Raw genomic sequence first — 23,729 nt, 5'->3', positions numbered from 1 at the left:
GTTAAAGCCATCAAATCGTCGGGGTTTTACGTCTGTTTCACGCCTTTGGTAATAAAGAGGTAGAATGCCGGAACAACGTCAACTAAGGTGTTCCTGATGCCAAAAGCCTGTGCCTGCCATATTCTGGTGAAAACTGCTGCAGAAGCAGAAAAATTAAAGCAACTCCTGGCCAAAGGCGCCAGTTTTCATGAACTGGCTAAAAAACATTCGCTTTGTCCTTCGGGCAAAAAAGGTGGGGATTTAGGTGAGTTCAGACCTGGTCAGATGGTGAAGGCCTTTGACGATGTAGTGTTTAAAAAAGCCATCCTTGAAGTGCATGGACCGGTGAAAACCCAGTTTGGTTACCATCTGATTAAAACATTGTACAGGTCCTGATCATGCAGTTTGTTCATTGCACCTTTGACCAGCATGCCGAAGCGATACTGGCCATTTTTAACCATGCCATTTTGCATACCACCGCTTTATACGAATATAAACCCAGGACCATGGAGACAATGCGCAGCTGGTTTGCCACCAAAGAAGCGGGCAACTTCCCTGTGCTGGGGTTAATGGATGAACAAAACCGTCTGGTGGCTTTTGGCAGTTATGGAACCTTCAGAGCATTTCCTGCCTTTAAGTATTCAGTGGAGCATTCGGTTTATGTGGCGCCAGACCAGCAAAGCAAAGGCTATGGCAAGCTGGTGCTGCAGCGCCTGATTGAACAGGCGGCAGCAGACAACTACCATTTGCTGATTGGCGGCATTGATGCGGCTAACGAAGGCAGCATTGCGCTGCACAAAAAACTCGGTTTTGTGCACAGCGGTACTATCACCGAAGCAGGTTTTAAATTTGGCCGTTGGCTGGATTTAGCCTTTTACCAACTGACACTGCCAACCCCAGCCAAGCCCATCGACGGGTAAGTTATTTTTTCCCAAGTGCCTGCGCACGCAATTTGGCTTTTTCTTTGGACAGCTGCCGGTTACGGCTGGGCAGCTTTTTACCGCTGTGCGCTTGTTCTGGCTTTGTGCTGCGATGATTCAGGCTGGCATCATGTTCGTAACCCGGCAACACTTGGGGCTGCAGCACCTGCCGGGTCAGCTTTTCGATACTGCGCAGCATGGGCATATCGTCCTGCGTCAACAGTGTTAACGCCAGGCCAGACAAACCTGCCCGGCCGGTGCGCCCAATACGGTGTACATAATCTTCGGCATCCTGCGGCAAATCGTAATTGACTACCACAGGCAGCTGTTCAATATCCAGCCCCCGGGCCGCCACATCAGTTGCCACCAGCACATTGAGTTTATTTTCTTTAAAATCGGCCAGGGCTTTCAGCCGCGCGCCCTGGCTTTTATCGCCATGAATAGCACCGGCTTCCAGGCCGTCCAGTCGCAGTTGTTTACAAAGCCGCTCTGCGCCGTCACGGGTACGGCAAAACACCAGCACCTGAGTCCATTGACGCGAGCCGATCAGATAAGACAACAACTCACGTTTACGCTGTGAGTCCACCTGATACACCAGCTGTTCCACTTTGTCCGCGGTGCTGTTGGCGCGGGCCACTTCAATTTGCTCTGGATTGTTTAGCAAGGTTGCCGCCAATGCCTTCACAGCTTTGGAGAAAGTGGCGGAAAAAAACAAGGTTTGCCGGTTGGCGGGCAGACGCTTCAGAATACGCTGGATGTCAGGCAAAAACCCCATATCCAGCATACGGTCGGCCTCATCCAGCACCAGGTACTGCAATTCATCCAGACGGATTGTGCCCTGATGCAAGTGGTCCAGCAGACGGCCAGGGGTCGCCACCAGCACATCCAGGCCACGGGCCGCTGCATCATACTGGGGCCGGATCGACACACCGCCATAAAACACCGCTGATTTCAGCATCAGACCTTCACCATAACTCTGCAAAGAATCAAACACTTGCTGCGCCAGCTCTCGGGTCGGTGTCAGAACAAGCGCCCTTGCCTGCAAAAAATTGACCGCCTTGGCCTGATGGAGCAACAGTTGCAGCAAAGGCAATACAAAAGCAGCAGTTTTACCAGTGCCTGTCTGTGCCGCAGCTAACAGATCCCGGCCCTGCAACACCAGCGGAATACACTGTTGCTGCACAGCTGTGGGTTGCTGATATCCCAGCTGCTGTACTCGGGCTTGCAGGCGTTGATCCAGGGCAAAGCTGGCAAATGACATCACAGATCCTTTACAGTAGGCGGCAAAAAAACGGCGCTAGTCTAATTCCTTCCATGCAGCTTAGCAAAAACAAGTCAGAACTCTGGTTTCTCTACCTGGTGAAAAGCCCGGCAGGGTTGCTGTATACCGGGATCAGCACAGAACCACAGCGCAGGCTCAGACAACATAACGGTGAATTGGCCGGTGGTGCCAAAGCACTGCGCGGTAAAGGCCCTTTTGAACTGGCATTCAGCCTGCCGTTTGCCGATAAAAGTACAGCCAGCAAAGCAGAAGTCTTGGTTAAAAGCTGGAGCAAAACACGTAAACTGCAACTGTGCCAGCACAGTTCACAGCTGCTCGACCAGTTAAATCAACTGTGCGGCGAAAGTCGTATCGAACCTCAACAGGCAGGCAGTTAAACTAGGCGAGGCTGATTCAGCCGTCACCGCCAGCCAGGGAGCCCGTATGGAAAATTTTGTGTTAGTTTTGGTTTACCTGCTCTTGGGCTACGTTCTGCGTCGCCTGCCGCAGTTTCCTGCTAACACGGGCCTGGTGCTGAATCAGTTTGTGCTTTATATAGCGCTGCCAGCTTTGGTGTTGCAAAAAATTCCGTTGCTGCAGTTTTCCAGTCAACTGTTGTTGCCTGCACTGGTGCCCTGGCTGTTGTTGTTATTGGTCGCCGGTGCTGTGGTCACAGCAGGCCGTGTTTGGGGCTGGCAACGCCAGACCACTGCGGCTTTACTGGTGGTGTTGCCTCTTGGCAACACGTCTTTTTTAGGCTTTCCGATGGTGGAAGCTTTTTTTGGAGCACAAGCGCTGCCTGTGGCGATGATTTATGACCAGGCGGGTTCTTTTGTCGCATTGGCGACCTGGTCCACTATTATGGCTGCCTTGTACAACCCCAATGCTGAGCGGCCAACAGTCGCCAGTATCAGCCAACGTATTTTGCTTTTTCCGTCTTTTATCGCTCTGGCCCTGGCATTGCTGTTACAACCCTGGGCTTACCCTTACCCAGCTTTGGTCGATTCCCTGCTTGGTAGCCTGTCGGCCACTTTAGTGCCGGTGATTATGATTGCCGTAGGCTTTCAGTTCAGATTGCAGCTGGAGCCCGGCGAAAAGGGCCCTTTGGCTTTTGCCCTGGCAGTGAAATTGTTGGCCATGCCATTCACCGCCTGGTTACTGCTGCAAGCTTTGAATGCACAACCACAAATCCTGCAGGTGACTGTGTTTGAAGCGGCAATGCCACCTATGGTGTCTGCGGGCGCCATCGCTATAGCGGCAGGACTGGCACCACGTTTTGTGTCTGCGCTGGTCGGTTTGGGCTTGGTATTGAGCTTTCTTACTCTGCCTTTATGGTCTGCGTTGCTCGGCGGCGTCTGAGCCAGTTAAAACTCAACTGATGGCTATGATGATAAACCCAGGCGACCAGGGTCATCACTGAAGCACCGGCAAGCACCGGATTGAACAAAAACCACCAGTCCGGTGCAGTCAGCATCACCAGCAAGGCCGTTGCCCCTGCCGGAGGATGCGTCAGATGCAGCAGCACCATCAGGCCGATGGACAATCCCACAGCAAAAGCGACGACAGCAGTGCTTTGCCCAAACAGGTGCAACAACAGCAACGCAACCAGTGCACTGAGTCCATGCCCGCCTATCACATTTTTAGCGCTGGCGAGTGGGCTGTCAGGCAAAGCAAACAGAATCACAGCCGTCGCACCAAAGGGCGCCATCAGTAAAATATGCTGCCACTGCTGTAATGCTGCCAGGGTCGCTATAGCTGCGGTGGCACCAAGAGTTGAAAGTAACGCTTTTATCCACAACGGATAATGCTGCATCAATAAGAACCCGCTTTAACAAAGTGCGACATCTTAAAAGTTGCACCCAGTCTGAGCAAGAACAAAGCACGCATTATTTATCCACTTTCGGCTCCGCTGTGCCCGCCTGCGATTTTGGCAGGCGTCCGGCTTTGCGCAGCGCATCATGCAGCAAATACTCAATCTGACCATTCAGGCTGCGAAACTCCTGATCCGCCCACTGCTGCAATGCAGCCAGGCTCTGTTCATCCATTCGCAGCGCAAAAGGTTTTTTGGCCACAGCCGCCTCCTTAATACAACGAGCCGGCATTCACCACAGGTTGCACCTGATGATCACCACAAAGCACTACCAACAGATTACTGACCATGGCCGCTTTGCGCTCTTCATCCAATTCCACCACCCCTTTTTCTGATAGACGGGCCAACGCCAGCTCCACCATACCCACTGCGCCTTCCACCAGTTGCTGCCTGGCCATCACCACGGCACGGGCTTGCTGGCGCTGCAGCATAGCGCTGGCAATTTCCGGCGCATAAGCCAAGTGGCTGATGCGGGCTTCCAGCACTTCAACACCGGCTTTTTCCAGCCTGGCCTGGATTTCCTGCTTCAGTAACTCGACAATTTCCTGCCCATTACTTCGCAAGCTCAGCTCGTGTTCTTCAGCTGCTTCATAAGGGTAACTTGACGCCAGGAAACGCAAAGCCGCTTCACTTTGAATGCTGACAAAGTTTTCATAGTCTTCTACTTCAAATACGGCTTCGGCGCTGTCGACCACTTTCCACACCACCACGGCCGCAATTTCCACCGGATTACCGGCATGGTCGTTGACTTTCAGCTTGCCACTTTCGAAGTTGCGCACCCGCAACGAAACACGTTGCTTACTGTAAAAGGGGTTGGCCCAGCGCAGGCCCGTCTGATGATCAGAACCAACATAACGGCCAAACAACTGCAGCACAGCAGCCTGGTTAGGCTGCACCATATAAAAACCAAACCAACAGACAAACACCACTATCGCCAGCACCAGCGCCAAAGCTTTCAACAGGCCCATCAAGAACACAACGGCGCTAACGCTGAGTAACTGCAACACCAGCAAGACCGCTAACATTGCAAAACCACTACGGCTATTCACTTGAGATTCCTTCATGATCACACCTTATTGATATCAATTTGATATCAATATTTACCATAACTGTTCAAAAATCAAGCACAGGCATAAACTAATTTTTGAAAAAATTGATAAACACACAGATTGACATTGGCTCAAATGATAAATATGATAAAAACATACAAGTCAGAAGTTGTGTTATGTCAGATCATCATCAGTTACTTTCCACCCGTCAGGCCGCCCAAGTGCTTGGCGTGTCCGTCAGAACTATTCAGCTGTGGGTTGAACAGGGCTTACTGCATGCATGGAAAACACCGGGGGGTCACAGGCGTATTGACCAGCAATCCCTGTTACAGCTGTTGCAACAAAAGCAACGGGAAATGCCCCTGCTGAATCTGGTGGCCTTGTCCTCTGAACCGAGTTTTGCAACACAGGTAAAACTGCATGTCAGTCAGTGGCAATTGCCGGTTGAAGTCAGCTCGTCCCAGAATGGAGTGCAGGCCTTGTTGCTGGCCGGAAAGACCAAAGCCGATTTAATGTTGGTACACCAGTTACCCGATGATATGAATGCTCAGTTGCTGATCGGAGAGTTACAGCAACAAAATTGCCAGTTCATTTTATGCTCAGATCCACAGCAGGCGCAGCAGTATCAGGTGCCTTATCTGACTTACCCTTTTGAGCCCAGGTTCCTCAAACCGCTGTTACAGCAAACCCTGTTACAGCGGGTTCGACAGAAAATCGACTAAAAAGGGCCTTTACGGCCCTTGTCTGTCACTATGTTCAATTCAGTGTGACTTTGGCAAATTTGCGCTTGCCGACCTGGAAAATATGGCTGGAGCCTTTGCTGAACTCCAGCTTGCTGTCGTCCACTTTCAGCTCACCGTCCAGCTTGACCGCACCTTGTTTGATCATCCGCATTGCTTCAGACGTGCTTTCAACCAGACCAGCCTCTTTCAGCAGATTCGTAATCGCAATGCTGTCGCCTTCCAGTGTTAAGCTCAGTTGTGGAATATCATCCGGCAATGCATTTCTGGAAAAACGCTGGATAAAATCCTGCTCGGCGGCATCGGCCGCGGCCTGATCGTGGAAGCGGGCAATCAACTCTTTGGCCAGCTCAATTTTAATGTCCCGAGGGTTGCGGCCTGCTGCAGCCTGTTGTTTCAGCTCTGCAAGTTCAGCAAGCGGGCGGAAACTCAGCAAGTCGTAGTAGCGCCACATTAAATCGTCGCTGATCGACATCACTTTGCCAAACATCTCTGACGGCGTGTCGGTGATGCCGATGTAATTGCCCAAGGATTTGGACATTTTCTGCACACCGTCCAGACCTTCCAGCAGCGGCACCATAATAATGGTCTGCGGGCGCTGCCCTTCGTCTTTTTGCAATTCACGGCCCATCAGCAGGTTGAAGCGCTGGTCGGTGCCGCCCATTTCCACATCGGCCTGCAGCGCTACTGAATCCCAGCCTTGCACCAGCGGGTATAAAAACTCATGAATAGCTATGGACTGATTATTGGCATAACGTTTTTTGAAGTCGTCACGTTCCAGCATACGGGCCACGGTCTGGCGGGACGCCAGTTTGATCATGCCAGCCGCCCCCAGTTGCTCCATCCATTCGGAGTTAAAGGCTACCCGGGTTTTCGCCGGGTCAAGAATTTTAAACACCTGCTCTTTATAGGTCTGGGCATTGGCCAGCACATCGTCGCGGGTCAACGGCTTGCGGGTGACATTTTTGCCGGTTGGGTCACCAATCATGCCGGTGAAGTCGCCAATCAGGAAAATGACTTCATGGCCTAACTGTTGGAAGGTGCGTAATTTGTTAATAAGAACCGTGTGGCCCAAATGCAAATCTGGTGCTGTTGGATCGAAGCCCGCCTTGATTTTTAAAGGTTTTCCTTCCTTTAACTTTTCAATTAAATCTTCTTCCAGCAAAATCTCTTCGCAGCCGCGTTTTATCTCAGCCAGCGCCTGCTCCCAGTGAGCCATGGTGCACTCCTACATCAAGTTTTGGTTCTTTAAAATCTAACACCGCATTCTACTGGAACATTTCTTTGGATCAAACCGACAAAACAGTAGCATCGGCTAAAAAATCGTTATATCCTCATTTTTTTAGTGGTTTGTCTGATAACAATAAGAGATGCGCTATTCATGTTTTCTTCTTTGCCTATCAAACATCGGTTATTAATCGGCGCTGTAAGCAGTATTGTTGCTGTTTTACTGCTGATCCCGTCAGAACAAGCCTCAGCGTCCAGAAGTACAGAAACCTCTGAGCTGGAAGTTGGGAAAAGATACAGTCTTGAAGTTCCTATGGTGGAGGAGAAAATTGCCGGACAGCAATTGGGTACCCTGCCGCAGGAAGATAACTCTTTAGAATGGGTCACCGTTGAAGTAAAAAAAGGCGACAACCTGTCGTCTGTGTTCAAAAAAGCCAATTTAGACCAAACCGTGATGCGGGACGTATTAAGCCTGGGGAAAGAGGTGAAGACCCTGACCCGGATTTTCCCCGGTGAACAAATTGAGTTTGGTCTGAATAACCAGGGTTTGTTGCAGGAAATCCGTTACCCGGTCAGCAACCTGAAAACCCTGAGGGTACAGCGTAGTGCCGACAACAAATTTTTCGCCGAAGAACTGCTGAAAGAAGTGGAAGTGCGCACTGAGATTGTCAGTGGCGTCATTAACGGTTCATTCTGGAATGCCGGTCTGGAAGCGGGCTTGTCCGAATCCCAAATGCTCACCTTAGCCAACAGCATTTTCAGCTACGACATCGACTTTGGTCTGGATATTAAAGCGGGTGACAGCTTCAGCGTCTTGTTTGAAACCAAATACGCTGACGGCCAGTTTGTTGGCAACGGCGATATTCTGGCAGCGCAATTCCGTAACGAAGGCACCCTGTATCAGGCGGTCAAACACAAAGACGGCGGTTACTACAAGCCTGACGGCAAAGCCATGCGGCAGGCGTTCCTGCGGGCGCCGGTCAGTTTCCAGTACGTCAGCTCCAATTTCAATCCAAAACGTTTCCACCCGGTGTTAAAGAAGGTTCGCCCGCATAATGGGGTGGACTATGTAGCAGCGGTCGGTACCCCCATTATGGCGGCCGGTGATGGCAAAGTTATTGCATCCACTTACAACGGTGTGAATGGCAACTATGTGTTTGTTCAGCATAAAAACAATATAGTGACCAAGTACCTGCACCTGTCCAAACGGGATGTGAAAAAAGGTGAAACTGTACGTCAGGGCCAGGTGATTGGTCGTTTGGGCGGCACAGGCCGGGTCACCGGCGCTCACTTGCACTATGAATTTGTGGTCGGTGGTGTACACCGTAATCCACGTACTGTGAAACTGCCGCAGGCCGAGCCGCTGTCAAACAAAGACCGCTTAGCTTTTGTGGCTCAGGCGCAGCAACTGATCGCTCAGTTGGATACTCACGAACGTAGCATGACTGCTGCGGCAGAATAATGTCGCAGCTTTATGTCGGTATTATGTCCGGCACCAGTCTCGATGGGATCGATCTGGCGCTGGTCGATTTCTCCTCCCCTGCCCCTGTACTTGTCCGGACGCATCACTGTGCCTTTCCAGCGGCATTACGCCAGCAGTTGTTCGCCTTAAGTCAGCCCGGCGCCAATGAAATTGACTGTTTAGGTCTGGCAGAAGCGCAGTTGGCAGAGGCCTATGCGGCCGCCACTCTGCAGTTGCTCAAGCGTGCCGGCGTCACAGCGTCCGCCGTCAAAGCCATTGGTTGCCATGGTCAGACCATACGACACAGGCCTGACGGCCACTATGGCTTTACCTACCAGGCCGGTGATATGTTCAGGCTGGCGGTGCAAAGCCAAATCCGGGTCATTTCACAGTTCAGGCAAAAAGATATGGCGTTGGGTGGCCAGGGGGCTCCGCTGGTCCCGGCTTTTCATCAGGCAGTCTTTGCCAGCCTTACAGAAGCACGGGCAGTGGTCAATATTGGCGGCATTGCCAACGCCACCCTGCTGTGCCCAGGCCTGCCGGTCACCGGCTTTGACACGGGGCCAGGCAATTGCCTGATGGATTTATGGGTTCAGCAGCACGGCCTGGGACCTTATGATCAAAACGGCGATTTTGCCGCTTCCGGCCAGCTGCATGCAGGGCTGTTGCAATCCTTGTGGCAGGACCCTTATTTCAGCCGCACAGGCCCGAAAAGCACAGGGCGCGAATACTTTAACCAGCAGTGGCTGAATCAGGCCCTGCAAGGTTTTGCTTTGCCAGCAGCCGATGTGCAGCGCACTCTGACCCGTTTTACCGCAGAAACCATCATGGCCGCCTTACCGAAGAATGTGGCTCAACTCTACCTCTGTGGTGGTGGCGCCTACAACGCACAGCTGGTACGGGAGCTGCAGCAACTCAGGCCTGCAGCCGCTGTTGACAGCACCAAAGCCCTGGGCATAGACCCAAACTGGGTGGAGGCCATGGCCTTTGCCTGGTTGGCTTTTGCTTATGATCAGAAGCTTCCTGGCAATCTGCCTGAAGTGACAGGGGCCAGCAAAGCCACTGTGCTTGGCGTCGAATTCGGCTATTAAAAAACCATAAAAAAAGCCGCAATCGCGGCTTTTTTTTGGGGATCATGCCTTACAAATTTTCGCTGATTTGCTGCGCCAGTTGGTGCCAGCCCTGCCCCAATGTCTGCACGGCCACTGCATAACCATCGTCCGGCAACGGCAGGCTCAGGCTGAAGCTTTGTTGTTTCAGCTCGGCCCCGTTGAGCAGATGCATACGGGCGCTGATCAGCACCTGACCTGTGCTGCTGATCTGAAACTGGCTGACCTGCACCGTCAGACGTAAATCACTGGCTGAACTGGCTTCGCTGGCAATCTGGTACTCAGGCCTGAGTTTCGACAGTTGTGCCACTAAACTGCGGGTCAGTTGTTGGTCCAGTGGCTCAGCCCACTGATGCAAGCGGGTTGGGTTCAGTTCTACCTCAGACTGCTGATAAATCAGTGCATTGGTATTGAGGAAACTCGCCACCTGCACAGGTTCCAGCACCAGGCGTTTTTGTGCCTCTGCCGTAAAAGCCGGCAGCACTTCAGGCAACAGGTAATACTGAATGGTCGGCGCAGAGCTGCTGCAGGCAGTCAGCAGCAACACAGTTGCGTACACAGAAAATCTGATCATTTCGATGCCTCCGGCTCTGGATCATCAGCAGGTTCGGCCGAAAAAATCAGCGCATTACTCTGACTGTTCATGGTTTTAATCACGGGCTGTAAATCACGCAATAACTGGTCCATCGCCTGCAGATTGCTGTTCAGTTTTTCGTAAGCCGGGGCGCCAGGGGCAAAACCGGCCATAGTGCGGCGCAGCTCCAGCAAGGTTTTTTGCATGTCCTGTGGCAACTCCTTCACCTGCTGGCTGCCCACCAGCGCGTCCAGTGACCGGAGCAGTGCGTCGGCGTTTTTCAGCATCTGCTCACTTTGCAGCAAAGTCTGTTCACTTTGTTTCAGCACGGACTCAACCGGCAGCTGGTTCAGTTTATCCAGCACCTGCAGAATTTTTTGTTCTATATTCGCCAGCCCACTGGGAGAGGTTGGCAGCAGCTTGTGGCCCGCCAGTTGTGGCAACTGATAGCCGGGCACTGCCCCTTCCTGGCTCTGAAAATCAGCTCTAGCCGCCGTCGACACGTCCACCTCTGAGTTATCTGCATCCGCGGCAAGAGCAGGCACAGCGGGGGTTTGTTTCGGCAGTTTGGCGTCAGTACGCACCAGCTCGATGTACAAGGCGCCGGTTAACAGACTGCCGGTTTTTAACACGGCCCGCAGGCCCTGTTGTACCGCCTGCTCCAGTTCAGATTCCAGTAGTTTTAACGTCAAATCACCGGCCAGCCGGCCAGACTCCAGCCGGATCAACACCGGAATGCCCTGGTTAAAGGCCACATCCAATGGGTTTTTCAGCTGAAAGAAATATGGCGCTGCCGCCACAGTACCAATACGGATCCCTTTGTATTCAATGGGTGCCCCCGGGCTTAAGCCGCGGATGGATTCATCAAACAACAGCACGTATTCCAGGTAATCCGTGTACAGGCCTTCCTGAATACTCTTCTGGTTTTTAAACAGCTGAAATTGCGTGTTACTGGCCACTTTGTCGCCGACCGGCCAGCCTTCGAGCACATCAAAATGCACCCCGCCACTCAGTAAAGTAGCAATGGATGCCAGTTCAACCCGGATGCCCTGTGCCGACATATCCAACGCCATACCACTGGCCTGCCAGAACCGCACGTTTTCGGTGACCAGGCTGTCATAAGGAGCGCGCACAAACAGCTGATACTGCATATGGCCGGCTTTGGCATCAAATTCACTGCGTTCCACAGTTCCCACCGCATAACCGTGATACAACACAGGATCACCGACCGCCAATGCAGTGGCATCGTCACTGAGCAACTGCACCCGCACGCCTGCGGCATCAGCCGGTGCTATTGGCGGGCTGTCCAGCAATTCAAAATAATACTTCTGTACATCGGTTTTCCTGCCTGGCTGCAGTTCAATGTAAGCCCCGGATAACAAAGTATTCAGACCACTGACGCCACCACGGCCTATGGTCGGTTTGACTACCCAAAGCTGAGTATCTTCATTGAGCAAACCTTCAACGCCTGGGTCGAGCTGGGCTTTGACCAGCACTTTGCTCAGATCCTCCGACAACTGCACAGATTCCACCCGGCCTATATCGACACTGCGGCTTTTGATCTGGGTTTTGCCTGCCACTATACCTTCGGCATTCAAGGTCACCAGCGTAATGACCGGCCCCTGATTCTTCTGGGTGTAATACAACATCCAGATCCCTATGGCGATTGCAATAAAAGGCACTATCCAGATCGGTGACAACTGGCGGATTTTTTTCACTGCCGCCACCCTGTTCTGTGTTTTAGCCACCCTGTTCCTCCACAGTTTGTTGTTTTCGCTGATCCCACAGCAAGCGGGGATCAAAACTCATGGCAGCCAGCATAGTGGTGATCACCACGCAGGCAAACACCAATGCCCCCATACCAGGATACACACCCATTAATAAATCAAAGCGGACCAAAGCCGCCAGTATAGCCACCACCAGCACATCCACCATAGACCAGCGGCCTATCCAGTCGACCACCAGGTAAACTCTGGTGGAGAGCAATTGCCGCTTGTGACCAGGCAAAGCCGCCAGATAACAAAGCCAGAACATAATGGCAATTTTCAGCACTGGGATCACCACACTGGCCAGCAGGATAATAATGGCAACGGGGTAAGCCCCGTCGCGCCACATCAGAATGATGCCACTGATAATGGTGGACTGAATGCTGCTGCCTAAAGACACAGTCTCCATAATGGGTAAAAGATTGGCCGGAATATACAGCACTGCAGCGGTGAGCAGCCAGGCCAGGGTTTTTTGCAGACTGTAGGGTTCACGCAGCACCACTTTGGTGCCACAACGGCCACAAAACTTTTGCTCCACCGCCACAATGGCGGTACAGCAGCTGCAACTGGCCAGATTCAGTGCAATGCCATTGCGACCGGCCATCTCTGGCGCCGCCGGTTGTGGCGCTGGCGCAATGGACTGCCATAACGCATGGCGGTCAATCACCTGAAAGGTGCGCAAATGCAACAGACAAAACAGACAAAAGGCCCAGAAACTCATGCCGAGCGAAATATCGGCATAGACCACCAGTTTGACAAAAGCGACCAGCACACCAATCAGGAAAATGTCAACCATGCTCCAGGGTTTCAGCAGATACAGCACTCTGGCCGTCCAGACCAACCCCCTCAATGGCCAGATCATACCCAGCTTCAGGTAGATCACCGCCAGCATACACAGGGCCGGCACCGCCTGAATAAAAAGCCAGACCAGCACCGCCAGCCATTGATGCTGCTCTTCAAACAACACAGAGGAGGTGTCAATAAAATCCATAAAGTGGCTGTTACCCGCCACATTCATACCAATAAAAGGAAACAGGTTCGACAGCACCAGCATCAGTAAGGCACTGAGGGCATACAAAATGGGTCGTAGTACCGGGTCTTTTTGCCGCATATCCAGCAAATAACCGCAACGGCTGCAAGCGGCTTCCTGGCCCACCTGAAGTGGTGGCAACTGCTGCAGCAGATCACAATGACGGCACAATACCAGCTCATGCGGATGAGCTGTCTCCTTATGCACACTGGTCAAAGCCAGGTTCTCCGTCAAAACCACACCTCAGGTCATAGGTACTCAGACAGCCATTGTAAAAGTTTGACCGGATAAAACAAAGCCACCCGAAGGTGGCTTTTGGTTTTGTTTTTCTGCAGTACTACTTTTGCACGTTGTAACTCTGGCCAAAAATTTTGCCAAAGAAACTGTCTTTTAACCAGACCGGACGTTGCGGCGCATTGGCCACTTCAGTCGCAATGGCGTAGTTCAGGTCGGCAAACAAGGCACCGGCATCGTAGCGGACAGTGCCAAAATCAGCCGTCAGGCCTGCGACATCGTCGCTTGGCTTGTGGTAGTGTTTGGCAAAAAACTTGCCCCAGACTTCACCACCCTTTTGTTTCGGGTCCTGTGAGGTAAAACCCGTCATCAGGAACACCGAAGGCACGCCTTTCTGCACCAGGGTGTAGTGGTCAGAGCGGGTGAAAATAGCCTGCTCCGGCATAGGGTCTGCACTTTGTTTAATGCCCACCGAAGCGGCCGCTTTATCCACCACAGCCCCCAGGCTGGAATGATTGGCACCAAACGCCACCACATCGGCAAACGGATACAGCAGTACCGGCATATCCAGGTTCACGTTCGCCACCAGTTTGTCGATAGGGCGGGTCGGGTAATGGGCAAAATAATCCGCGCCCAATAAACCTTTTTCTTCCCCTGTCACAGCAACAAATAAAATGGAACGTTTGGGTTTTGCTGGCGCCTGGCTGAACAAACGGGCAGTCTCCAGCAGAATGCCAACACCGGCGGCATTGTCCATCAGGCCGTTGTTGATTTTATCTTTGCTGCGTACGTCATTGCTCAAACCAATATGGTCAGAGTGCGCTGTGACCACCACATATTCGTCTTTTAACTGTGGGTCTGAACCTGGCAGCACGGCCGCCACATTCGGGCTCTGAATCTCTTCCAGGGTGGATTCACGGTGCAGACTGACTTCACCTTTTAACGCGAAACCTTTTGGATGTTGGCCCGCGTCCATCTGGGCAAACACAGCATCCAAGCTTTCTGCTGCACCTTCAAACAAGGTTTTGGCCGTGTCGGTGTGCAGGTAAGCCCCCCCTTTCAGCTCTTTATGCTCGCCTTCAACAGAACCATCTTTATGCACCCACCCCATGCTCGGGCTGTTCAGATACAAAATGCTGGTGGCGTAAGGCCGCACTTTTTCACGTTCCGGTGTATGAATGGTCAGAATGCCAACAGCGCCATGTTCAGCTGCCAGTTTGCCTTTCAGACTTTGAATATGCGCGGCTTCTTCGCTCGGCAGTGACTTAGGCCGGCCACTGAGCATCACCACAATTTTTCCTTTGACGTCCAGGCCCTGGTAATCGTTAATGCCAAACTCTTCTGATACCAGACCATAACCAACAAAGACCAAACCTGCCGTGACCTCAGACACAGCCTCACTCAGACTGGGGCCGGTAAAAAACTGATTTGGGTAGCCAAAGTCAGTGGTTTTGCCATTCACCGTCAGGCTCATTTTGGCACTGCCCGGCTTCAGCAAAGCTTTGCGCATAGGTACGGTCTGAAAATAGCCTTGTTCACCGGCTGGAGCCAGGCCCAAAGCCTGCAATTGGGTGGCAATATAGTGCGAAGCAATCTGATGCCCCCGGCTGCCAGTATCACGTCCTTCCAGGCTGTCATCCGCTAAAAAGGTCATATGAGCTTCTATGGCGGTCGCACTGGCTTTGGCCAAAGGTGCCGGGTTCTGGCTGGTTTGCTGGCAACCTGCCAGCAGCAATGCCGCTGTGGCGGCAGCAAGTAGAGATAATTTCATCGCTGTTCCTTTAAAAAATTCAGGGGCCGCAGCCCCTGAACAGGTCGTTTCTCTTGTTGGTTTAATTCGTATCCTGGTAGCGCTGCTGGTATTTGTCCCGCAGCTGGGTGTGCCGGCTGGATAAATCCACCTGACGACCGTCAATCCATAAATAACGGACCCTGTGCCCCAGATAGTCAAAAATGTCACCGTCTGACACCACTAAAGTGGCTGCTTTGCCCACTTCAATACTGCCTATTTTATCAGCCACCCCGGCAATAGCAGCGGCGTCAAGTGTAACAGAACGTAACGCGACCTCTTTGTCCAGCCCGTAGCTGATCGCCTGACCTGCAGCAAATACCACGTTGCGGGTGTCCCAGTAGCCATCCAGCGACAAAGCGAACCTGACCCCTGCTTTGGCCAGCTGTGCCGGCGTCCGGAACGACTGGTTGCTGGCTTCATCGGCCCGTTCAGGAATACCGTAAGGCGTGGTGTAAATCACCGAGACATTAGCAGCCGCCAGAGCAGGCGCTATTCTCCAGGCGTCACGGCCTCCGACAAAGGTCATGGCAAAACCGTATTGTTTTTGCAGCTGCAGGGCCTGCTCCATCTGGCGCTGATCATCCGCGTGCACAAAAACCGGTTTCTGACCGGCAAATACCGGGATCATCGCCTGCCACCGCGAATCCACTGCGACATCGGTGCCCGCTTGGACGGCATCGGCATAGGCTTTGGCGGTTTTAAAGTAGCTGTACAGCTGGGTTAAATCTTTGGCGCTTTGTTTGCGGATATCCTCCGGTTTTTGTGGCCGCCAGGGGCTGGTTTGTAAATCCGCTTTTGGCCATTTCAGATGCAGCGCCACCGAATCAGAAACAGTCGCATCCTGCCAGTTCCAGGCGTCCAGCTGCATCAGCGCCGACTGCCCCATCAGCATCGAGCCATTGGGGTACACCATGCTGTACGCAAACCCATTGGCCCGAATGGTCGGGATCACTTCCGAATCGGCGTTGTAAGCAATTTGCGCTTTCAGATCCGGGTTGGTCTGAGTCACTTCGGTGGTGTCGTCGGTCGAGCGCACCGCTTCAATTTCAGTCAGGCCCAGCTGGTTTGCCAGTGCAATCAGCCCCGGGTACAGATGCTTACCTGTTAAATCCACCACTGTCGCGCCGGCTGGTGCTGTTAAATCGGTGCCCACAGCACTGATTTTGCCGTCCACCAGCAACACGTCTGTCGCCGTTAAGGTGCCCTGAGTCACCGTATGCACTGTGGCATCCGTCAACAGAACAGGCGCCGACTGCGGTGCAGCCGGAATCACATCGTTGGCCATCACGCCGCTGCTGAATGCAGCCAGCAGAGCCAGTTTGAATACTGATAATTTCATCGCAGACTCCTTAGTGGCTATGGCCAATCAACTGATAACCACCAACAGTCATCAGGTCGTGGTTATCTTCACAATGCCAAACCGGGTTGTTCGCCTTGTAACTGGCCCCAGAACCTGCTTTGTCTTTGTCAGGTGCATTCAGCACTTTTTGGATCAGTTGCTGCTTTTCGGCTGCGACCTGCTGTTGCATCAGTTCATCCTGCTGCTGTGAGTAATACATAGCCCCTTCAATCCAGGTGGATTTGGCCTGAGCGTACACCGACAGCGGGTTGGCAGTCCAAATCACAAAGTCAGCCTGTTTGCCTTCTTCAATGGAGCCCACTTTGTGGTCAATTTTCAGCTGTTTGGCCGGATTAATGGTGGCCATATTCAATGCCGCCTGTTCATCCATACCGCAGTACACCACGGCTTTGGCGGCTTCCTGGTTCAATCGGCGTTGCAGGTCGGGGCTGTCTGAATTGATACTGGTCAGCACCCCTTGTTGCTGCATCAGACAGACGTTGTACGGAATGGCATCCTGCACTTCCATTTTATAGGCCCACCAGTCGGCAAAACTGGAGGCGCTGGCACCATGTTTTTTCATCTCGTCGGCCACTTTGTAGCCTTCCAGAATGTGGGTAAAGGTGGTGATGTTAAAGCCCATTTCGTCAGCCAGTTTGATAATCATCAGGATTTCAGAGGCCACATAGGAATGCACATGAATAAAACGTTGTTTATCCAGAATCTCCACCAAGGCATTTAAGCGGTAGTCTGGCCGTGGCGCGGCGGTTTTGGCTTTCTCCGAACGGGATAAATCCTCGTAAGCCGCCAGCTGGGCCTTGTACTCTTTCGCCGCCTGGAACGCGTCACGGATAATAGTGTCCACACCAATGCGGGTTTGCGGATACCGGATGGTAAAAGCTTCCCCCCAATTGGCCTGTTTGACGTTTTCACCCAACGCAAACTTGATGCTCGGTGGTGCGCCTTTAAATTTCAGTTGCTGGGCACTGTCGCCCCAACGCAGCTGAATGATCTGTGCCTGGCCCCCAATAGGGTTGGCGCTGCCGTGCAGCAACTGGGCTGTGGTGGTACCGCCAGCCAAACCGCGGTAAATATTGATATCGTCGGCGTCCAGCACATCGCCAATACGCACCTCGGAGGTAATGGCATCCGACCCCTCGTTTACGCCCTGATCAATCGCAATATGCGAGTGTTCGTCAATAATACCGGCGGTCACATGCAGGCCTGTGGCGTCAATGACCGTGAAACCTGAAGGGGTTTTCAGGTTCTGGCCAATTTTGACAAAGCGGCCGTCTTCCACCAGCAGATCGGTGTTTTCCAGCTTGCCAGCCGCTGCGGAGGTCCAGACCGTGGCATTCTTAATATGCACATTTTGCTGCTTGGCTTTGGTCATAACGCCGTAAGCACGGTTTGGTGTGGTCAGGCTGGACAGCAGGGTGACGTCAGGTTTCGCTGCTTTTTTATCCTCAGGTTTAGCAGCCGGCTGGCGTGCGCTGCTGACAGGGTAGCGCTGGCCATCCGCCATCACTAAAGTACCGGTCAGCACATTGCCGTCCAGTACACCGCTGAACTGAACCACCCCCGGCCCCTGCTCCAGCGCTTTCAAATCCAGGCTGAACTGCAGCTGGTTACGCTGGTTCAGCACATGGCTGAGTTTGCTTTCTTTCCCTGCAACACTGACTTTACCCTCCACCTTGCCGTCTTTGTCCGTCAGCTGGACCGGCACACTCAGGCCTGCCGCCGACAAAGTATAAGTACCGGCAAATTGCGGTAAATCCATGGCTTTAAACTGCTGTTGCTGACCCCGCACCCAGGTCGCCACAATTTCACCGTCGGCAAACAGATCCCCTTTACTGACCACTAAATCGGCCAGGTAACCAGGCGCTACCTTGCCCAATTGTGCTTCCAGCCCCAACCACTTTGCCGGTACTGTGGTTAACGCCGCTAACGCTTGCTGTTCGCTCAGGCCATACTGCACGGCTTTACGCAAGTTCGGCCAGAATTGTTCTGGTTTTTCCAGCTTGTGTAGGGTCAGCGCAAACGGAATTTCAGCTTTGGCCAGTGCCGCCGCGTTGGCCGGCGCCCTTTCCCAGTGTCGCAATTGCGCCAGTTCAACATCCAGTTGATCAGTCAGTTGCTGAACAGTGGGCGCAGCCGGAAATGCCAAAGGCAAAATTAATGAACGGCCTGAAGCTTTCAGCTCTGCCAGACGGTTGTATTCATAGCCTGTGCCCACCAGGCTGGCTTTGCTGATACCAAATTCCTTCAGCAGCAGATCCGCGCGCAGCAGCGCCTGATCGTCGCCCACTTCGAACACCACACCTTGTTGTGACAACTGACCCAAAGCCGCCAGATCGGCATTAAACTCAACCGGCTGGTTGTAAAAACGCCAGTCGGTTTTGCCGTGCGCCTGCGCATACCAGCTGGCGTCCGACAGTGTCTGACGAATCAGCGCAATACTGCCCATCAGTGATGAGGGATAGCTTTGCTGTGAGCTGCCTTTGCTAAAGGCCATAAACTGGTTGCCCGTGCTTTTGATCACCGCTTCGTTTGGTAAGCCCGGCAGCAATGACGCCACAAAAGCCTGACCACGAAAAATACCGTCCTGACGGGCGGACTGCACTGTGGTAAAACCCTGTTGCTGATAACTCCTGGCCTGTTCTGCATCGGGTTTAAATTGGTCCACCCAGTTCAGGCGGGCATGAATAGCAGCATTGCTGGCGTTGCCCCCCTGCCGTTCATTGCTGTAGTTCGGCTTGCGGCCAAAGCTGAACCCTTCGCCTTTGCCGGCTTTTGGCACACCATACTGGCTGAACAGGTCAATAAAGCCCGGGTAAATGTAATAACCGCTGGCATCAATCTGCTGATAACCGGCCGGTACAGCGACATCGCCGCCCACCCGGATAATTTTTCCGTCTTGAATCAACAGGGTCGCGTTATCCAGGCGTTTGCCCGGCTCTGTCAGCACTGTGGCATTGGTTAAGGCATACCAATGCAGAGATTTATCGCGGATCCCCTGCACAGGTGTCGTCTGGTCGGCATGGGCAGCAGGCACTAGCGCGCAAAGCAAGGCCGTACTGCACAATGACAGTCGTAATCTGGTCATGAATTGTTCCTGGTTTAATTAGTAGTGTCAGGGCCTTCAGGCGTCAGCGGCCTGATGGACCAGAGGCTGATAGTTCAGGTTATACAGCTCTTGTTCTGCTTTAGGCATACTGAAGTAATAGCCCTGAACCAGGTAGCAAGCATTATTATGTAAGAACTCGATCTGCTCCGCAGTCTCCACCCCTTCAGCCACCACCCTCAGGTTCATTTTTTGCGCCATCGCAATAATGGCGGCAACAATGTCCATATCATTGGTGTCTTCCGGAATGTCTTTAACAAAAGAGCGGTCGATTTTCAGCTCGTCTACCGGGAAACGTTTTAAGTAACTCAGCGAAGAATAGCCTGTACCAAAGTCGTCGATAGATAAAGCCACACCGAGCTGTTTTAACTCATTTAGTTGGGTAATAGCCGCATCGGTATCCCCCATTAACATGGATTCTGTGATTTCAAAAGTCAGTGACTGTGGTCTGGCGCCGGTTCTTTGTAAAATACGCTCAACCATAGCCGCCAGACTCTGGTCCGAAAATTGCCGCGCGGACAGATTCACCGCAATGGTGACATCGTGCCCCTTACTTTGCTGACGACTGATAAAACGGCAGGCTTCCCAGATCACCCATTCACCTATTTCAACAATCAAGCCTGTGCTTTCCGCCACCGGAATAAAACGCAGCGGCGGGATCATACTGCCATCGGGCCTGATCCAGCGCAGCAGTGCCTCATAACCAATAATTTTATGGCTGCGGATGTCAATTTTCGGCTGGTAAAACAGCACAAACTGATGCTCACGTATCGCCTCACGCAACTGGGTTTCAATCAGCAGTTTTTCTTTGGCGGCGTCGTTCAGATCCTGGCTGAAGAAATGGTAAGTATTTTTGCCACGGGCTTTGGCTTCGTACATGGCCAGGTCTGCATGCTTGAGCAGCAACTCTTCATCGGCGGCGTCTTCGGGCGCTATGGTGATACCTATGCTGGCACTGATCGCCACTTCCTCACCGGCCAGTTTCACCGGGGCTGCAAAACTTTGTTGCAGGTTTTCTGCGGTCCTGGCGGCCTGCTCACGGTCTTTCACCCCACTCAAAATCACCGCAAACTCATCGCCGCCCAGCCGGGCTATGGTGTCTTCTTCTCGTAACCTGGAGATCAACCGCCGCGCCACCTCTTTGAGCAGCTCATCACCCGCATCATGGCCGAGGGTATCGTTAATCCGCTTAAATTCATCCAGATCAAAGTACAACAAGGCAAAGTGGTAATAGCCTCTGGACGCCATCGCTATCGCTTTTCGCAGCTGGTCACGGAAATAACTGCGGTTGGCAATGCCGGTCAGCACATCGTAGTACGCCAGCTGTTCCATTTTGCGCTGGCTCTCTTTGATAAACGAAATATCCTGCATAGCACAGACATAATTGCTCAACTCACCTTTTTCATCGCGGATAGGCGCTATCGCCAGCGACACCCAGAGCTTACGCTCAGCATGTTGCATCAGCATATCGCCGCGCCAGTGATGGCGTTCCTGCAGTGTCTGAGCAATCTCTTCACCGACAAAAAACATTTCCACCGCAAACAGGGCCGACAAGGGTTGGTGTTGGAGTTGCTCTGCACTGGAGCCAATCAGCTCCAGCATAAAGGGGTTGGCGTATTCAATACGCAAGGATTTGTCAGTCAGCACTATGCCTGAACTGGAAAACGCCACGGCTTTGGTCAGTTTACGGGTGGCCCGTTCCGCTTCCTCTTTTTCCTGAATCCTGCGGTTCAGGCCAGTAATGAGTTGATGAATTTCTTCAGACATTGAGTTAAACGCTTGATTCAATAGTCCAATTTCATCCGTACTTTGGTCCAGCTCAGGCAACTGACCGTCACCCCGGCTTAATTGCTGCACAGCACCGGATAACCGGGTCAGGCGTTTTAAAATAAACTGGTAGATAAAAAACTGCAGCGACAGTGCCACCACTACAGCCACGGCCAGAAAGGTCAGCATCAGGTTGTCACGAAAATCATCCAGCCCGGCCAGCACCACTTCTTTGTCCTGGTACAGGGTTAAATACCAGCCGAGCCGCTCTATTTTGGCGTTGGCCACCAGGTAACCCGGCAAATCAGCCTGTTGTTGCCACTGTTCAGGCTGGCGGACCAGTTGCTCAATGTAACCGGCTAATTCCGGCTGACGGGGTTTAACCGCCGAATAATCGGTTGGGAAATTCGGTCTGGACAGATCGACCACAGGTTTGTTGCCCTCCACCAGTAAATTGCCTTTCTGGTCGTACAACAAAGCCCGCACACCGGTGGCGGTCTGGTCCATTGCCGCGAGATTGACAAATAATTCATCCAGCACAAAGTCGGTGCCGGTAATCCCCAGAAACTCATCCTGCCGATACACCGGTACCACCAGGCTGGTCATCCACTTTTGCCAGATCGGATCGTAATAAATTTCGGTCCAGCGCGGCAGGCGATTCGGGTTTTGTTCTGGTGTCCCGATGCGGTAGAACACTTCACTGGTAATAGGATGATCCACCGGCACTTCCAGCGCCCAATCGGATGGCGCTATCCTGACCATGCCCTTCGTGGAGATAAAGTAGAAACTGAAGAAATCCTCTAGCAACAGAGGAGCCAGCTGTTGCCACAACGGCCCGGTTTGTTGCAACCAAAATTTGTGTTGTTCATCCAAGGCCGCCGCCGGTAAAAACGCAGCGGAAATCTCGTCCTGAATGCGGATACTGCCATCGGCGGCTACAGTCAGCTCCTGGTCAGGTGCTTTGAGCTGTGGAAAACGGCTGACCACTGCGTTGGCGCTTAACGCTATTTTTTCCCGCGCCAGGAATTCGGCATCCAGTTGCCGCGCATACTTGGCAACCTGTAGCTTAAGCTCTTGTTTTTCCTGCCCTAAAAGCACATGGTGCTGCAGTTGCATCACTGCATAGGCAATAGCCGCACTGGCGGTAAAGGTGAGTAAAAACACCAGCACCGCAAAGCGGATGCTTAAGGAGTGGATACCATCGGGTTTGTGAAAATTGACGTCTTTCACTTCATTTCCTGAGTTGACAGTGGCTGTTGCCAACTGTAATGCTCAATGCATGCGGGTCAGGTGACTGCACTCATTATTGCATCAAATTCCAACAAATGAGAATCAAGCCAATGAAAAATCTGTTATTTCTAGTTGCTCTTTCCGCTACATCTGCCGGTGCTCTGGCAGCCAGCGCTTTTACTGATGCTGAAGATGCGGTCAGCTACCGCCAGCACAGTTTTCAGCTGATCCGGCATAACTTTGCCGATATAGGTGACATGGTGAAAGGTCAGGTGCCTTTTGATGCCGAGCGCGCCAAACGCCGTGCTGCCGCATTGGCCAGCCTGACCAGCCTTCCTTGGGAAGCGTTTGAAGTACCGGGCGCCGACAAAGCCAAAAGTGAAGCCAAAGCTGAAATCTGGCAGAACCTGCAGGATTTTAAACAAAAAGCGGAGAAGTTTCAGGCCGATGCAGCGGCGTTGAATACCGCTGCCGCGTCTGGCTCACTGGATCAAATCAAACCTGCGGTGATGGCCTTTGCCAAAAACTGCAAAGGCTGTCACGACCAGTACAAAGCCGACTAAGGGCTGGAGCTCCGCCTTACAGCAGGGTCTGCTGAAACAGCGGCCCCTGCCACCAGACAAATACTGTCAGGATCAGCACCACCAGGATCAGATAGGCCCAGAAAGGTTTTTCTGCCGGCTGAGGCATCTCAGATTGTTGTTTACCTGTAAACATGGCCGCAAAAGTTCCGTCACGCCGCACGGCATGCAGCAGCGCCGCTGCGATATGAATGGCAATAAAACCGAGCAGAAGATTAAAGCCATTGTGGTGCCACCAGCCAGCCAGAGACGCCAGACCGGAAGGCACAACACTGTAGAGCGGGCCTTCAGTAAAGACATCATCCGTCGTCATCAGACCGCTGACAAACTGCAGCAACATCAGCACCATCAGCGCCAGCACCATATAAGCAGATAAACCTTTGTGACCCAGACCTTTTTTAGCCTGATCCCAGTTTCTCAGCGCCTGAAACGGTTTTTGCACAAAATGACTGAAGCGTGCCGTTTCGCTGCCAACAAATGCCCAGACCAGTCGAGCCAGCAACACAGCGGCCAGGCTGTATGCCAGCACCTGGTGCCATTCCATCATGCCCTGCTCTGCGGTCCACCAAAGCCCGCCCAGCAGCAACACCTGGCTCCAGTGATAAAACCGCACCGCCTTGTCCCAGACCCGTACCACTTTCATCTTTTGATCACCCTCTTTATGATAAGGCTTTG

General features: G+C 52.6%; 21 protein-coding genes. 8 read left to right on the top strand and 13 right to left on the bottom strand.

Annotation, left to right across the window (positions count from 1 at the left end):
* The first annotated feature begins 96 nt into the window (after window positions 1–96).
* Both WKJ04_RS06180 and WKJ04_RS06175 read left to right on the top strand, forming a co-directional pair.
* Window positions 97–375: a peptidylprolyl isomerase gene (locus tag WKJ04_RS06180; RefSeq protein WP_337879616.1), complete on the top strand. Its 279-nt coding sequence runs from the start codon at window positions 97–99 to the stop codon at window positions 373–375.
* 2 nt (window positions 376–377) lie between these two features.
* The gene (locus WKJ04_RS06175; protein WP_337879615.1) at window positions 378–899 is read left to right on the top strand and encodes an N-acetyltransferase family protein; all 522 of its coding nucleotides are present in this window, start codon (window positions 378–380) and stop codon (window positions 897–899) included.
* 1 nt (window position 900) lies between these two features.
* Here WKJ04_RS06175 and WKJ04_RS06170 read toward each other — a convergent pair whose 3' ends face one another.
* Complete coding sequence (locus WKJ04_RS06170; RefSeq protein ID WP_337879614.1) at window positions 901–2,160, bottom strand: DEAD/DEAH box helicase; 1,260 nt, start codon at window positions 2,158–2,160, stop codon at window positions 901–903.
* Window positions 2,161–2,213: 53 nt separating this feature from the next.
* On the opposite strand from WKJ04_RS06170, the gene WKJ04_RS06165 reads away from it, so the two are divergent.
* Together WKJ04_RS06165 and WKJ04_RS06160 are read left to right on the top strand one after the other, a co-directional pair.
* Entirely contained in the window at window positions 2,214–2,558 is a 345-nt protein-coding gene (locus WKJ04_RS06165; protein ID WP_337879613.1) for a GIY-YIG nuclease family protein, read from the top strand.
* Between the two features lie 58 nt (window positions 2,559–2,616).
* Entirely contained in the window at window positions 2,617–3,519 is a 903-nt protein-coding gene (locus WKJ04_RS06160; protein ID WP_337879612.1) for an AEC family transporter, read from the top strand.
* Here the strand turns inward: WKJ04_RS06160 and WKJ04_RS06155 are convergent.
* The 3 genes from WKJ04_RS06155 to WKJ04_RS06145 all read right to left on the bottom strand — a co-directional run bounded on the left by WKJ04_RS06155 (window position 3,479) and on the right by WKJ04_RS06145 (window position 5,094).
* On the bottom strand, window positions 3,479–3,973 hold the full coding sequence (locus WKJ04_RS06155) for an HPP family protein (RefSeq protein WP_337879611.1): 495 nt from the start codon (window positions 3,971–3,973) through the stop codon (window positions 3,479–3,481). The two genes, WKJ04_RS06160 and WKJ04_RS06155, sit on opposite strands and share 41 nt — an antisense overlap.
* Before the next feature lie 73 nt (window positions 3,974–4,046).
* Entirely contained in the window at window positions 4,047–4,232 is a 186-nt protein-coding gene (locus WKJ04_RS06150; RefSeq protein ID WP_337842634.1) for a hypothetical protein, read from the bottom strand.
* Between the two features lie 10 nt (window positions 4,233–4,242).
* The gene (locus WKJ04_RS06145; RefSeq protein ID WP_337879610.1) at window positions 4,243–5,094 is read right to left on the bottom strand and encodes an SPFH domain-containing protein; all 852 of its coding nucleotides are present in this window, start codon (window positions 5,092–5,094) and stop codon (window positions 4,243–4,245) included.
* A gap of 161 nt (window positions 5,095–5,255) precedes the next feature.
* On the opposite strand from WKJ04_RS06145, the gene WKJ04_RS06140 reads away from it, so the two are divergent.
* The gene (locus tag WKJ04_RS06140; RefSeq protein ID WP_337879609.1) at window positions 5,256–5,801 is read left to right on the top strand and encodes a helix-turn-helix domain-containing protein; all 546 of its coding nucleotides are present in this window, start codon (window positions 5,256–5,258) and stop codon (window positions 5,799–5,801) included.
* A gap of 34 nt (window positions 5,802–5,835) precedes the next feature.
* On the opposite strand, the gene tyrS is transcribed toward WKJ04_RS06140, so the two are convergent.
* Entirely contained in the window at window positions 5,836–7,038 is a 1,203-nt protein-coding gene (gene tyrS / locus WKJ04_RS06135; protein ID WP_337879608.1) for a tyrosine--tRNA ligase, read from the bottom strand.
* A gap of 162 nt (window positions 7,039–7,200) precedes the next feature.
* Here tyrS and WKJ04_RS06130 point away from each other — a divergent pair, with 162 nt between their 5' ends.
* Both WKJ04_RS06130 and WKJ04_RS06125 read left to right on the top strand, forming a co-directional pair.
* Window positions 7,201–8,508: a peptidoglycan DD-metalloendopeptidase family protein gene (locus tag WKJ04_RS06130; RefSeq protein ID WP_337879607.1), complete on the top strand. Its 1,308-nt coding sequence runs from the start codon at window positions 7,201–7,203 to the stop codon at window positions 8,506–8,508.
* Window positions 8,508–9,599 (top strand): anhydro-N-acetylmuramic acid kinase, encoded by a 1,092-nt coding sequence (locus tag WKJ04_RS06125; protein ID WP_337879606.1) that lies wholly within the window; start codon window positions 8,508–8,510, stop codon window positions 9,597–9,599. Before WKJ04_RS06130 ends, WKJ04_RS06125 begins: the two co-directional genes overlap by 1 nt.
* A gap of 49 nt (window positions 9,600–9,648) precedes the next feature.
* Here the strand turns inward: WKJ04_RS06125 and WKJ04_RS06120 are convergent, their stop codons facing one another.
* The 7 genes from WKJ04_RS06120 to WKJ04_RS06090 form a co-directional block, all read right to left on the bottom strand.
* Complete coding sequence (locus WKJ04_RS06120; RefSeq protein WP_337879605.1) at window positions 9,649–10,191, bottom strand: ABC-type transport auxiliary lipoprotein family protein; 543 nt, start codon at window positions 10,189–10,191, stop codon at window positions 9,649–9,651.
* Complete coding sequence (pqiB, locus tag WKJ04_RS06115; RefSeq protein WP_337879604.1) at window positions 10,188–11,939, bottom strand: intermembrane transport protein PqiB; 1,752 nt, start codon at window positions 11,937–11,939, stop codon at window positions 10,188–10,190. The genes WKJ04_RS06120 and pqiB overlap by 4 nt, the downstream gene beginning before the upstream one ends.
* On the bottom strand, window positions 11,932–13,221 hold the full coding sequence (locus WKJ04_RS06110; protein ID WP_337879603.1) for a PqiA/YebS family transporter subunit: 1,290 nt from the start codon (window positions 13,219–13,221) through the stop codon (window positions 11,932–11,934). The genes pqiB and WKJ04_RS06110 overlap by 8 nt, the downstream gene beginning before the upstream one ends.
* A gap of 103 nt (window positions 13,222–13,324) precedes the next feature.
* A complete protein-coding gene (locus tag WKJ04_RS06105) occupies window positions 13,325–14,992 on the bottom strand; it encodes a M28 family metallopeptidase (RefSeq protein ID WP_337879602.1) in 1,668 nt (555 codons plus the stop codon).
* Window positions 14,993–15,053: 61 nt separating this feature from the next.
* A complete protein-coding gene (locus WKJ04_RS06100; protein ID WP_337879601.1) occupies window positions 15,054–16,352 on the bottom strand; it encodes an amidohydrolase family protein in 1,299 nt (432 codons plus the stop codon).
* A gap of 10 nt (window positions 16,353–16,362) precedes the next feature.
* Complete coding sequence (locus tag WKJ04_RS06095; RefSeq protein ID WP_337879600.1) at window positions 16,363–19,458, bottom strand: amidohydrolase family protein; 3,096 nt, start codon at window positions 19,456–19,458, stop codon at window positions 16,363–16,365.
* A gap of 36 nt (window positions 19,459–19,494) precedes the next feature.
* On the bottom strand, window positions 19,495–22,473 hold the full coding sequence (locus WKJ04_RS06090) for an EAL domain-containing protein (protein ID WP_337879599.1): 2,979 nt from the start codon (window positions 22,471–22,473) through the stop codon (window positions 19,495–19,497).
* Window positions 22,474–22,583: 110 nt separating this feature from the next.
* Between WKJ04_RS06090 and WKJ04_RS06085 the strand changes: the two genes are divergently transcribed.
* Window positions 22,584–23,036 carry a cytochrome c gene (locus WKJ04_RS06085; RefSeq protein ID WP_337842621.1) on the top strand — a complete coding sequence of 151 codons (453 nt, stop codon included), beginning with the start codon at window positions 22,584–22,586 and terminating at the stop codon, window positions 23,034–23,036.
* 16 nt (window positions 23,037–23,052) lie between these two features.
* Here the strand turns inward: WKJ04_RS06085 and WKJ04_RS06080 are convergent, their stop codons facing one another.
* Window positions 23,053–23,697, bottom strand: coding sequence for a cytochrome b/b6 domain-containing protein (locus WKJ04_RS06080; protein WP_337879598.1), 645 nt, complete (start codon window positions 23,695–23,697; stop codon window positions 23,053–23,055).
* Between the last annotated feature and the right edge of the window lie 32 nt (window positions 23,698–23,729).

Source organism: Rheinheimera sp., assembly GCF_037442345.1.
Taxonomy (GTDB): domain Bacteria; phylum Pseudomonadota; class Gammaproteobacteria; order Enterobacterales; family Alteromonadaceae; genus Pararheinheimera.
Note: the sequence above shows the minus strand (reverse complement) of the source record. Positions and strands in the feature narration are given on the sequence as shown.

Coding starts and splice junctions, on each gene's coding strand:
- WKJ04_RS06180 (WP_337879616.1), top strand. CDS start 97: ATGCCAAAAGCCTGTGCCTGCCATATTCTGGTGAAAACTGCTGCAGAA.
- WKJ04_RS06175 (WP_337879615.1), top strand. CDS start 378: ATGCAGTTTGTTCATTGCACCTTTGACCAGCATGCCGAAGCGATACTG.
- WKJ04_RS06170 (WP_337879614.1), bottom strand. CDS start 2,160: ATGTCATTTGCCAGCTTTGCCCTGGATCAACGCCTGCAAGCCCGAGTA.
- WKJ04_RS06165 (WP_337879613.1), top strand. CDS start 2,214: ATGCAGCTTAGCAAAAACAAGTCAGAACTCTGGTTTCTCTACCTGGTG.
- WKJ04_RS06155 (WP_337879611.1), bottom strand. CDS start 3,973: ATGCAGCATTATCCGTTGTGGATAAAAGCGTTACTTTCAACTCTTGGT.
- WKJ04_RS06145 (WP_337879610.1), bottom strand. CDS start 5,094: ATGAAGGAATCTCAAGTGAATAGCCGTAGTGGTTTTGCAATGTTAGCG.
- WKJ04_RS06140 (WP_337879609.1), top strand. CDS start 5,256: ATGTCAGATCATCATCAGTTACTTTCCACCCGTCAGGCCGCCCAAGTG.
- tyrS (WP_337879608.1), bottom strand. CDS start 7,038: ATGGCTCACTGGGAGCAGGCGCTGGCTGAGATAAAACGCGGCTGCGAA.
- WKJ04_RS06130 (WP_337879607.1), top strand. CDS start 7,201: ATGTTTTCTTCTTTGCCTATCAAACATCGGTTATTAATCGGCGCTGTA.
- WKJ04_RS06125 (WP_337879606.1), top strand. CDS start 8,508: ATGTCGCAGCTTTATGTCGGTATTATGTCCGGCACCAGTCTCGATGGG.
- WKJ04_RS06120 (WP_337879605.1), bottom strand. CDS start 10,191: ATGATCAGATTTTCTGTGTACGCAACTGTGTTGCTGCTGACTGCCTGC.
- WKJ04_RS06105 (WP_337879602.1), bottom strand. CDS start 14,992: ATGAAATTATCTCTACTTGCTGCCGCCACAGCGGCATTGCTGCTGGCA.
- WKJ04_RS06100 (WP_337879601.1), bottom strand. CDS start 16,352: ATGAAATTATCAGTATTCAAACTGGCTCTGCTGGCTGCATTCAGCAGC.
- WKJ04_RS06095 (WP_337879600.1), bottom strand. CDS start 19,458: ATGACCAGATTACGACTGTCATTGTGCAGTACGGCCTTGCTTTGCGCG.
- WKJ04_RS06085 (WP_337842621.1), top strand. CDS start 22,584: ATGAAAAATCTGTTATTTCTAGTTGCTCTTTCCGCTACATCTGCCGGT.
- WKJ04_RS06080 (WP_337879598.1), bottom strand. CDS start 23,697: ATGAAAGTGGTACGGGTCTGGGACAAGGCGGTGCGGTTTTATCACTGG.